Here is a 10,035-nt window from a genome sequence, read left to right on the forward strand (position 1 = left end):
CGGCTCGTCAAGAGGACGATTTGGGTTGTGTGTGGCGAATGCGTGTGGAAATCTGTCGGGCGTTGCACGTGGCCGGTGGATGCGAGACCGTTGTCATTGGTAAACGTTCTCGATCGACTGAGAGGTGGTGGAGCGCACGCTCGCGCTCCCCGACTGTGATTTCTTCTCCGGGTACACCCGATAGTCCGCCGACCGGCGGTGTCGTCGTCGGCACCGCCTGGAACGGCGCACCCTGTCCCGTCCTGGTGGTCGATGCCGACGGGGCCGTGATCGAGACGAACGAGGCGGCACGCCGCCTGATACCGCTCGTGGCAGGGGACTCGGCCACGGCGGCGGCCGTGCCGGGCTGGCTCGCCGCCGCCGATCGTGAGCTGCGTCGGGCGAAGACCCCGGCACGGACCGTCTCGGGCGAGGTGGCCGGCCGCAGCTTCGAGGCGCACCCCTCCGTCTGCGGCGACGGCAAAGTGATGTGGTGGCTGCTGGAGGACACCGACCGCCGCCTCGCCGAGCAGGCCCTGCGCGGCGAACGGGAGCGGGCCGCCCTGCTCGCCGAGGTCTCCAGCGCCCTGCTGTCCTCCTTGAACGTCGAGCGGTGCATGACGGTGACCGCGCGGATGGCGGCGGGGCATCTCGCGGACGCGGCGATCATCGTCGCGCCAGGTCAGGGCCGTCGCTACCCGCTGACCTACGCGGGGGCGGACGGCGAGGTCAGCCAGAAGATGCTCCAGATCGACCCGCGCTCGGTCGCCGGGCTCGCGGAGGCCCTCCAGGGCTTCCCGCCGGTCCCCGCCCGCTGGATCGACCCCGACGAGCTGCCCGGCTGGGCCGTGCCCGAGGGCTTCGGCGGCCCGATCGGCTCCGTCATAGTCACCCCACTGCCGGGCCACGGCGTGCCCGCCGGCGTCCTGATCCTGCTGCGCTCCAGTACCCACCAGGCGTTCACGGAGGGCGAGGAGGTCTTCGCACGGCTGTTCGCGGCACGGGCCGGCGTGGCGCTCTCGGCCGCACGCCTGTACGCCGAACAGCGGTCGATCACCACCACCCTCATGCGTGAACTTCTGCCGCCGCGCCTGGAGCGCGTCCACGGCGTCGAGTACGCGGGCGCCTACCGGGCGGCACGGGACCACGAGCGGGTGGGCGGCGACTTCTACGACGTCCACCCGGGCACGGACCCGGGTGAGGAGACGTTCGTCGTCCTCGGTGACGTCGCGGGCAAGGGGCTGGAGGCCGCCGTGCTCACCGGCAAGATCCGCAGCATCCTGCAGGCACTGCTGCCGCTGTCCGGGAACCACCAGCAGGTGCTCTCCCTGCTCAACGGCGCACTGCTCAACTCCCACCACACCCGGTTCGCCACCCTGGTGCTGGCCTCCGTCACCCGCCGCTCGGGCCAGGTACGGCTCCGGCTGACCAGCGCGGGGCACCTGCCGCCGCTGATCATCAGGAGCGACGGCCGGGTGGAGGAGGTTCCGACGCAGGGGCAGCTCATCGGCGCGATGCCGGACGTCACCGTGCACAGCGCCCAGGTGTCGCTGGCGCCGGGGGAGACCTGCCTGCTCTACACGGACGGCATCACCGAGGCGTCCGGCGGCCCGTTGGGCGATCAGTTCTTCGGCGAGGAGCGGCTGCGGGCGGCCCTCGGCGCGTGTGCCCGGATGCCCGCGGAAGCGGTGGTGGAACGGGTGCAGATGCTGGCGGCCCAGTGGCTGGGGGGTGGCCGGCACGACGACATGGCCACGCTCGCCATCACCAACCCGGCGGGCGGCCACGGCGCCCTGCACGCCGTCAACGGCCACCACGACGCGACGGCCCGGCACGGGGCGGCGCACCGATGAGCGGTACCGGTGCCGCGGTGGAGGGCCGCGCGGAGCTGTCGGAGCGGATCTGGACGGCCGTGATGGCCAAGGACGAGGCGGCGGCCGTGCGCGAGGTGTTCGCGGCGGCCGACGCGGGAGCGGCCCGGGAGACGCTGCTGCTGGAGGTGCTCGGCGGGGTCCAGCGCCGGGTCGGCGTGGAGTGGGCCGCGGACCGGATCAGCGTCGCCGAGGAGCACGCGGCCACCGCGATCATCGACCGGGTCATCGCGGCCCTCGCCCACCGGGTCCCGGCACCGGACGGGCTGCCGGACAGACCGCGCGTCACGGTCGCGTGCGTCGACGGCGAGTGGCACGTGCTTCCGGCACGGCTGCTCGCCGAGGTGCTCACCGGGCGCGGCTGGCAGGTGGACTTCCTGGGCGCCCACACCACCACCCCGCATCTGATCGCACACCTGCACGCGACCAACCCGTCGGCCACGCTGCTGTCGGCCTCGCTGCCCCTGCACCTGCCGAGCGCGCACACCGCGGTCACGGCCGTGCAGTCCATCGGCATCCCCGTCATGGTCGGCGGAGCGGCGTTCGGCGCGGACGGCCGCTACGCCCGTCTCATCGGCGCCGACGCCTGGGCCCCCGACGCCCGCGCGGCCGCGGACCTGCTGGCCGACGGCCTGATCCACCCCGAGCCGACGACCAGGCAGCAGGTCGACGACCTGCCCCACCTCGCGGACCAGGAGTACACCCTGATCAGGGGCAACCGTTCCGCCCTGGTCCGGCAGGCCCTCACGGACCTGGAGGCACGCTGGCCCGGCATGCGGGCGTACAACGAGGCGCAGCGCGAGCGCACCGCCGAGGACCTCGCGCACATCGTGGACTTCCTGGCCACCGCGCTCTACGTGGACGACCCCGAACTGTTCACCGGCTTCATCACATGGACGGCGGAGATCCTCGAAGCCCGCCGCGTGCCCCCGCACAGCCTGCGGACCGGACTGGACATCATCGGGGAAGAGCTGCACGACTTCCCCCGCGCCCTCGATTTCCTCAGGGCGGCCGCCGAGGCCCTCCCCGCGACGCCCTCCCCCCGACCCAGCCCCGGCCCAGGAAAGACCGCATGACCCTCCACCAGCCAGTCGGCTTCTCCGTCCTCGTCGAAGCCCTCGACTCGCGCTCGATACGGCTGACGCTTCAGGGAGTCCTGGACTTCGAGTCCGGGGACGAGTTCCTCGACACCGTGAACCGGACACTGGACGCGCACGCCCTGGAGCACGGCCCGGCGCTGCGGGAGCTGCACATGAACTGCGCGGGCCTGCGTCTGGTCGACTCCAGCGGGCTGTCCGCCCTGCTGACACTGCGGCGCCGGACCCATCCGGCGGGCGTCACCCTGCGTCTGCGGCACCGGCCCGTGCAGCTGACCCGGATGCTGGCGCTCACCGGCACCGCCGAGTACCTCACGGCCGGCCCGGACGGCGCCGCCGGGGCGGGCGGAGAACTCAGCGACGGCGCCGAGTCCACCTCGTCCTGAGCCTCACCGCTTCGAGGCCTGCCCCCCCGCGTGGTCACCGGTGGGCAGCTTCCACCACACGGTGATCGTCTTGCCCCGCGCGGTGGGGGCGACGGCGGTCCGGTCGCTCAGCTTCTCCACCAGCCCGAGACCCAGGCCACCACGGCCGTCCAGGGGCGGGTCGGTTCGCGGGGTGGGCAGCTCGGGGCTGTCGTCGGTGATCTCCAGGACGAGCTGCCCCTCCTCCAGTCTGAGGACCAGCGACCAGGTGCCGTCGGGGGTGTGCCGGACGGCGTTGGTGACCAGTTCGCTCACGACGATCTGCACCGCCTCCGCGTCCGCGCCAGGACAGTGCGCGTCCAGGTACGCCGCCGCGAGCCGACGGGCGTCGGCCGGTGACGAAGCCTGGGAGTGTGCGGTGAACATGGGCCCCTTTCGCGCGGGCGTGCTTTCCCTCCGCGTGCCCCCGCCCGGTCCGGACACGCCGCCGAGCCGGGTGGAGCCGGTCACGGCCGCGCCTGACGGGGCACGGTGGACAGGGCGCCACGGAGTGATTCCAGGTCGGGCCGGGAGGGCAGCAGACGCTCCGCTCCCGTGAGGTCGAACAGGCGCCGCACGGTCCCGTCACCGCCGAAGACGCCGACGCTCCGGCGCCGCGCCGTACGCAGCAGGTGGTTGAGCAGCGACGAGTCGCAGAAGCCGACCTCCCGAAGGTCGAACGCGAGCGGCCCGGCCCAGCGGACCAGGGCGTCCTCCGTGGCGTCCTCGACGGTGTCCAGTTCCTCGGGATCGAGGTGCCCCCGCAGTCCGATCACCCATAGCTCTCCGTCGGCGCGCGAGTACGCTACCGCCGGGGGGATCGGTTCCTCGAACGCCTGACTGCGGTTCATCATGAGGCCATGGTGCCAAACGGGGTCCACCGAGTCACAGTCCAGGGTGTTCCCGGCCGGAGGACGTCACGCTGGGAGCTCGTGCGCGTACTCTATGCAACCCGCGTAGACGCGCGCATCATGGGAGCGCTCCATCGCTCCACCCCGTCAAGATTGTCATGTACCTGCAATCAGGGAGGACCGTACGATGGCTTGCGGATCGACCAGCCTGTGGGCCGGTGAGACCAGTTGGTTCTGCTGCGGCAACTCGTGGGGGCCCTGTGGCAGCGCCGGCGGCGGCGCATGCGGCAACTGCCAGTCCAGCGCACACCACGGCGCCTGGCCCAACGCCTCGGCGGCGTGTTTCGACATCACCCGCCCCGACCTCTGCGGCGAGAACATCCCCCGGCGCGGTTGCGGTTCGGTGATGAACGTCCGGCACCAGTGCTCCGGCGCCACCGTGTGCATCACCATCACCGACTGCGGCCCCCGCACCAAGGACTGGTGCGGCGAGGCGACCTGCTGCAACGGCACCTGCCGCACCAACCGCGTGCTCGACCTGACCCCGGCCGCCTTCTCGGCGATCGGCAACCTCAGCTCCGGCAGGCTCCCCGTCTACATCTACGAGTGAGGAGGCCCGACATGAACGCACGGAACGCCACGGGAGTGCCGTCCGGAGGAATGCGCCGCCGCCGCTTCCTCACCACCGCCGCCCTCGGGGGCGCGACCATCGTCGGAGCCGGCGCCCTCGGCGGCCTCGACGCCGACGCGGCCTTCGCCGCCGAGCCCTCCCTGGACCCGGCCATCGCCCGGTCCACGTTCGTGGAGGGGAGGATCACCGGCATCACCGGCAGCGTGCTGGTGGTGGCCGGCTCCGGCGGCCACCGCGCGCGCGTACAGATGACCAACGTCACCAGCGTGTGGAAGGTACGGCCCACCACCGCCGAGGTCATCGAGGTCGGCGACGGACTCTACGCGCGCGGAGTCCCCATGCCCGACGGCACGGTGGCGGCCGACGCGGTCTGGGTGAACATCGTCAACCTGGACACCACGATCCGGGGCATCGCGAAGAACCGGGTCCACCTCGCCCACGGAAGGCACGAGGTCGTCGGCAACATCCTCGCCGACACCGGGGCCTCCTACGCCGGACGAGGACTGACCTCCGACCTGTCACGGCTGCGCATCGGGCAGAGCGCCCAGGTGCTGGGCGCCTGGCGGCCGTCCGACGACTCCGTGGACGTCGTCCGTATCTCCGTCGGGCACTGAAGCGGACGTGGGGAGAGGCGCAGATGCTGTCACTGACCGCGGGACTCCTCCCGCTCCTCCTCGCCGGGCTGCTCGCCGGCACCGGTGCGGCCAAGGCCCTCGGCCCGGACGTCGCCCGCACGGCGCCGCGGACCGCGCTGGCCCGCCTGCTGAGCAGCAGCGAGCGCGCCGTCCTGGTGCTGCGGGCAACCGGGTGGGCCGAACTCCTCCTGGCCGGGGCCCTGCTCGTGGCCCCCGGCACCGTGCTGCCGGGGGCGGCCACCGCGCTCCTGGGAGCCGGATTCCTCGGCTACCTCGGCTATGGCCGGACGCGGGCCCCGCAGGCGTCCTGCGGCTGCTCCGCGAGCGAGGACACGCCGGTCACCTGGCGCGCCTTCGCCCGCGCCGCGCTCGTCACGGCCGGCGGGCTCACGGCGGCCGGGACTCGCCGCACGTGGTGGGACGCCCTCGGGGACCGGCCGGTGGCGTCGGCCGCCGTGCTGGCCGCGGGAGCGCTGATCCTGTTCGCCCTCTCGGCGGACCCGGACCGCTGGTGGCGGCTACCCCTGCGCCGCACCCGGCTGCGGATGTTCGGCCACCCGCTGACCGGCGGTGGCGGGACACGGCAGGTCCCGGTGGCCGCCAGCGTGGAGCTGCTGGAGAACTCCCTGGCCTGGCACGCCACGGCACCCGTGGTGCGCTCCGCGCTGCTCGACCACTGGGAGAGCGACGGCTGGCGCATCCTGCACTTCTCCGGCGTCCACGGGGTGGGCGAGGCGGCCCGCCCGGTGGCGGTCCTGTTCGCCCTGGACGCCGCAGCGAGCCGTGACACGCCCGGCGATCCGGTGATCCGCGTCAGCTACGTCGACGCGGACACGGGGGCGCCGGTGGCCGCAGGGGAACTGCGCGCGACCCCGCCCCGCCGCTCGCTGCGCCTCGTCGAATAGGAGACGGCCCGGTGCGGCCGCCGGGAAGGGCGGTCGCACCGGGCCGGGGCGTGGCGCGGGGGCCCTCAGCGGCCGTGCCAGTCCAGGCACACCACCAGCGCGTCGTCGTCCGGCGCCGGAGTGCCCCGGTGCTCGGCCAGCTCGCGCAGCACCGCTCCCGGCACCTCCGAGGCCGGAAGCAGCCGGGTGGCCTGGATGGCCCGCGTCAGCGCCGCGTCACCGTACGCCTCACCCTTGGGTGAGGCGACCGTGTACACGCCGTCGCTGACGAAGACCAGCCGGTCACCGGGCCGCACCTGGAGCTCCTGCGCGACGTAGTCGGTCTCCTCGAACATGCCGAGCGGCAGCTGCGCCTCGAAGCCGATGTGCTCCACGGCACCGCCGCGCAGCCGGAGCAGCTGCGGGCAGCCGGCGTCCACCACCCGGGCGTGGCCGGTGGCGAGGTCGAAGTCCAGCATCAGCACCGACAGATGCCGCTGCCCCCGGTACTGCGCGTACACCGCCTGGTCGGCCAGGGCCGCCTGGTCGGCGAGCGGGATGCCGGCCCGGCGGGCGTTGCGCAGCGCGTTGACCGCGAGGTTGGTGAGCAGCGCGGCCTCTATGCCCTCGCCCATGCCGTTGGAGACGTACAGGGTGAGCCGGTCCGCGCTGGACGACCAGTCGTAGTTGTCGCCGTGCATGGCGTAGGCCGGTTCGAGCTGGGCCCCGAGGTCGAACTCGGGCAGTGAGCAGGAGTGGCCGGGCAGGAGCTGCCACTGCATCTCGGCGGCCAGGGTGAGCCGGTCCTGCCGTCGGGCCTGGAGGTACAGATCGGTCTCACGGTCGGCGACCAGCACCTCGTGCCCCAGCACCTGGGCGATGTCGGCCAGCTCGGGCAGCGCGGCGCGGGTGTCCTCGGTTTCGGGCAGGGTCACCGTGAGCACGCCGAGCCGGTCCCCGTGCACGGTGACCGGCAACTGGACCCGCAGCCGGTTGTCGGCCAGGCTCTCCAGGAAGGGTTCCTGTGCGCCGAAGGCCCGGCCCGCGGGGCCGTTGCGCAGGGACACCGGGGGGAGCGTGTGCGGCGGGGTGGTCACCGGCTGGAGCATGGTGAGGCCGTAGTCGGCCAGCAGGAACTCCACCGTCTCGGCCGCGTAGAGCCCGGCCAGCTCCCGGCGGACGGTGTCGGCCAGGGCGTAGGGAGGCGCCGTACGCAGCGCCCGCTCGACAGCCATGAATCTGTTCACGATCGTAGGTATGCCAATCTCTCACCCGTAAGAACGCTACGCCCGCCCCGCGATGGGCCGAGTGGTGGACGTATCGTGCCGTTTTCCTGAATATTTCGGACCGTCTTGCCTGCTAGTAGGCTGTGGGTCGTCCCCGTACCTGCGAGAGTGTGACCGTGACGAACTTCCACCCCCGCCCAGAGCCCGTCGAAGTCGCGCGTGTGACCTCCACGGCTGCGGAACTGCTGGAAGTGCTGTGGGGCCGGGCATCCACGGCTCCCGCCTCTGCGTCCCAGTTGCGTGTACTGCTCATTCTGGAACACCAGGAGGGCATCAACCTGCGGACGCTCGCGGACCATCTGGCCTCCACGCCGCCCTCGACCAGCCGGCTGTGCGACCGGCTCCAGGCGGCGGGGTTCGTCGAGCGCGAGCTGAGCCGCACCGACCGGCGCGAGGTGCGCCTGTACCTCAGCAACCGGGGCCGTGCTTTTCTGACGGACCTGCGCGCCCGGCGCGAGGAGACGCTGCGCTCGGTGCTGGAGCGGATGTCTGCCGGGGAGCGCAGTGCCCTGCTCACCGGCCTGGAGGCGTTCTGCGCGGTCGCGTCGGAGCAGATACACGGGTACGACGAGTCCTCCGGCTCCCGGACCGCCTGAGCGGACCGGTGCGCAGCCGAACGGGCTGCCGTGGATCGTGGCCGGTGACCGGCGAACGGAGCGGCCTCCGCCGACCGGAACATCCCTGATCCTTCCCCTCCTGCTGTGAACACCGGATACTTTCTTGCCTCTTGGTCATAGTTGTCAAACGGCAAGTGTTTCACCGGACAGCCATGAGATCGACAACACAGGAATACGCCCCCCCACCTGCGCGGTCCCGCCGCACCGGGCACCGATCGAGGAGTGGCAGCGATGACCGACCGGCACTGGCTGTTCGGAGACCAGCTCGGCCCCCACTTCCTCACCCCCGGCCCGGACGGACCCGCCCACGACGCCCCCCTGGTGCTCATCGAGGCCCGCTCGGTCTTCCGCCGCCGCCGCTTCCACCGCGCCAAGGCCCACCTGATCCTCTCCGCGATGCGTCACCGGGCCGCCGAACTCGGCGACCGCGCCCGGTACGTCCGCGCCGAGACCTACCGCGACGGTCTGCGCGAGGCGGTGGGCACCGGCCGGGCCACCGTCCATCACCCCACCTCGCGTGCCGCCCTCGGCCTGGTCCGCTCACTGGAGAGGGTGCGCGTGCTGCCCGCCCGCGGCTTCCTCTTCCCGCAGGACACCTTCCGCTCCTGGGCCGACGGACGTGGCGGACACCGGCTGCGCCAGGAGGACTTCTACCGCTGGGTCCGCCGTGAGCTGGACCTCCTGATGGACGGCGGCGAACCCGCCGGCCGCCGCTGGAACCACGACCACGACAACCGCGAGCCCCCGCCCAAGGGCGCCCGCACCCTCGGCGCGCCGAAGCCCTACCGGCCCCGCGAGGACGAGATCGACGAAGAGGTCCGCGCCGACCTCGACCGCTGGGAGCGCGAGGACGGCATCACCTTCGTCGGCCGCGACGGCCCGCGCCGCTTCCCCGCCACCCGCCGTGAGGCGCTGGCCGCGCTGCGCCGCTTCACCGGCCACCGGCTCGCCGGGTTCGGCCCGCACGAGGACGCCATGCTCACCGCCGACCCGGTGATGAGCCACAGCCTCCTCTCCTCCTCCCTCAACCTCGGCCTGCTCGACCCGGCCGAGGTCGTCACCGCCGCCGAGGACGCCTGGCGCGCTGGCGAGGTGCCCGTCTCCAGCGCCGAGGGGTTCGTCCGGCAGGTGGCGGGCTGGCGGGAGTACGTGTGGCAGCTCTACTGGTACTTCGGCGAGGACTACCGCGACCGCAACGCCCTGCACGCCCGCAACCCGCTGCCCGAGTGGTTCCTCGAACTCGACGCCGACGCCGTCACCGCCCGCTGTCTGTCCACCGCCCTGGCCCAGGTCCGCGACACCGGCTGGACCCACCACATCCCGCGTCTGATGCTGCTGGGCAGCCACGCCCTCCAGCAGGGCTGGGAGCCGCGCGCGGTGACCGACTGGTTCCACCGCTGCTTCGTCGACGGCTACGACTGGGTGATGCTGCCCAACGTGATCGGCATGTCCCAGTACGCCGACGGCGGCCGGATGACCACGAAGCCGTACACCTCCGGTGGGGCGTACATCCACCGGATGAGCGACTTCTGCGGCGGATGCGCCTACCGGCCAGGCGACCGGACCGGCCGGCGGGCCTGCCCGTACACCACCGGCTACTGGGCCTTCGTCCACCGCCACCGCGACCTGCTCGCCGCGAACAACCGCACCTCCCGCGCCGTACAGGGCCTGGACCGGCTCGCTGACGTGGAGGACGTCCTGCGCACCGCCCGCGAGCGGGGCGACTCGCCGCCCTGAGCGAGGACGCGGAACGCCGCGCGCCGCCGCCCACGAGGGGCGG

11 protein-coding genes are annotated in these 10,035 nt (G+C 72.8%); 8 read left to right on the forward strand and 3 right to left on the reverse strand.

From position 1 onward, the window contains the following. Window positions 1-155: 155 nt before the first annotated feature. From ACWCV3_RS16625 to ACWCV3_RS16635, 3 genes are read left to right on the forward strand one after another with little or no spacing between them, the layout of a single operon-like run. Window positions 156-1,832: a SpoIIE family protein phosphatase gene (locus tag ACWCV3_RS16625; protein ID WP_451223800.1), complete on the forward strand. Its 1,677-nt coding sequence runs from the start codon at window positions 156-158 to the stop codon at window positions 1,830-1,832. Beyond that, entirely contained in the window at window positions 1,829-2,926 is a 1,098-nt protein-coding gene (locus tag ACWCV3_RS16630) for a cobalamin B12-binding domain-containing protein (protein WP_451223803.1), read from the forward strand. The genes ACWCV3_RS16625 and ACWCV3_RS16630 overlap by 4 nt, the downstream gene beginning before the upstream one ends. After that, window positions 2,923-3,333 carry an STAS domain-containing protein gene (locus ACWCV3_RS16635; RefSeq protein ID WP_451223806.1) on the forward strand — a complete coding sequence of 137 codons (411 nt, stop codon included), beginning with the start codon at window positions 2,923-2,925 and terminating at the stop codon, window positions 3,331-3,333. The genes ACWCV3_RS16630 and ACWCV3_RS16635 overlap by 4 nt, the downstream gene beginning before the upstream one ends. Window positions 3,334-3,336: 3 nt before the next feature. On the opposite strand, the gene ACWCV3_RS16640 is transcribed toward ACWCV3_RS16635, so the two are convergent. Continuing rightward, entirely contained in the window at window positions 3,337-3,738 is a 402-nt protein-coding gene (locus ACWCV3_RS16640; protein WP_451223809.1) for an ATP-binding protein, read from the reverse strand. An 80-nt stretch (window positions 3,739-3,818) separates the two neighbouring features. Then, a complete protein-coding gene (locus ACWCV3_RS16645) occupies window positions 3,819-4,205 on the reverse strand; it encodes an STAS domain-containing protein (protein WP_451223812.1) in 387 nt (128 codons plus the stop codon). A gap of 184 nt (window positions 4,206-4,389) precedes the next feature. On the opposite strand from ACWCV3_RS16645, the gene ACWCV3_RS16650 reads away from it, so the two are divergent. Genes ACWCV3_RS16650 through ACWCV3_RS16660 form a run of 3 tightly spaced genes read left to right on the forward strand, consistent with a single transcriptional unit; the run spans window position 4,390 to window position 6,373 of the window. Then, window positions 4,390-4,812: a hypothetical protein gene (locus tag ACWCV3_RS16650; protein WP_451223815.1), complete on the forward strand. Its 423-nt coding sequence runs from the start codon at window positions 4,390-4,392 to the stop codon at window positions 4,810-4,812. 11 nt (window positions 4,813-4,823) lie between these two features. Continuing rightward, complete coding sequence (locus ACWCV3_RS16655) at window positions 4,824-5,447, forward strand: cell wall protein (protein WP_451223817.1); 624 nt, start codon at window positions 4,824-4,826, stop codon at window positions 5,445-5,447. Between the two features lie 23 nt (window positions 5,448-5,470). After that, window positions 5,471-6,373, forward strand: a complete 903-nt coding sequence (locus tag ACWCV3_RS16660) for a MauE/DoxX family redox-associated membrane protein (RefSeq protein ID WP_451223820.1) — start codon at window positions 5,471-5,473, stop codon at window positions 6,371-6,373. 65 nt (window positions 6,374-6,438) lie between these two features. On the opposite strand, the gene ACWCV3_RS16665 is transcribed toward ACWCV3_RS16660, so the two are convergent. Then, on the reverse strand, window positions 6,439-7,587 hold the full coding sequence (locus ACWCV3_RS16665; protein WP_451223823.1) for a PP2C family protein-serine/threonine phosphatase: 1,149 nt from the start codon (window positions 7,585-7,587) through the stop codon (window positions 6,439-6,441). A gap of 161 nt (window positions 7,588-7,748) precedes the next feature. Here ACWCV3_RS16665 and ACWCV3_RS16670 point away from each other — a divergent pair, with 161 nt between their 5' ends. Together ACWCV3_RS16670 and ACWCV3_RS16675 are read left to right on the forward strand one after the other, a co-directional pair. Beyond that, window positions 7,749-8,234, forward strand: a complete 486-nt coding sequence (locus tag ACWCV3_RS16670) for a MarR family winged helix-turn-helix transcriptional regulator (protein WP_451223826.1) — start codon at window positions 7,749-7,751, stop codon at window positions 8,232-8,234. A gap of 252 nt (window positions 8,235-8,486) precedes the next feature. After that, a complete protein-coding gene (locus tag ACWCV3_RS16675; protein WP_451223829.1) occupies window positions 8,487-9,992 on the forward strand; it encodes a cryptochrome/photolyase family protein in 1,506 nt (501 codons plus the stop codon). Window positions 9,993-10,035 lie beyond the last annotated feature (43 nt).

The organism is Streptomyces sp. NPDC001781, assembly GCF_053596035.1.

Bases quoted from the DNA above. Each gene is read 5' to 3' on its own strand.
- ACWCV3_RS16630 (WP_451223803.1), top strand. From the start codon at position 1,829: ATGAGCGGTACCGGTGCCGCGGTGGAGGGCCGCGCGGAGCTGTCGGAG.
- ACWCV3_RS16635 (WP_451223806.1), top strand. From the start codon at position 2,923: ATGACCCTCCACCAGCCAGTCGGCTTCTCCGTCCTCGTCGAAGCCCTC.
- ACWCV3_RS16640 (WP_451223809.1), bottom strand. From the start codon at position 3,738: ATGTTCACCGCACACTCCCAGGCTTCGTCACCGGCCGACGCCCGTCGG.
- ACWCV3_RS16645 (WP_451223812.1), bottom strand. From the start codon at position 4,205: ATGATGAACCGCAGTCAGGCGTTCGAGGAACCGATCCCCCCGGCGGTA.
- ACWCV3_RS16650 (WP_451223815.1), top strand. From the start codon at position 4,390: ATGGCTTGCGGATCGACCAGCCTGTGGGCCGGTGAGACCAGTTGGTTC.
- ACWCV3_RS16655 (WP_451223817.1), top strand. From the start codon at position 4,824: ATGAACGCACGGAACGCCACGGGAGTGCCGTCCGGAGGAATGCGCCGC.
- ACWCV3_RS16660 (WP_451223820.1), top strand. From the start codon at position 5,471: ATGCTGTCACTGACCGCGGGACTCCTCCCGCTCCTCCTCGCCGGGCTG.
- ACWCV3_RS16665 (WP_451223823.1), bottom strand. From the start codon at position 7,587: ATGGCTGTCGAGCGGGCGCTGCGTACGGCGCCTCCCTACGCCCTGGCC.
- ACWCV3_RS16675 (WP_451223829.1), top strand. From the start codon at position 8,487: ATGACCGACCGGCACTGGCTGTTCGGAGACCAGCTCGGCCCCCACTTC.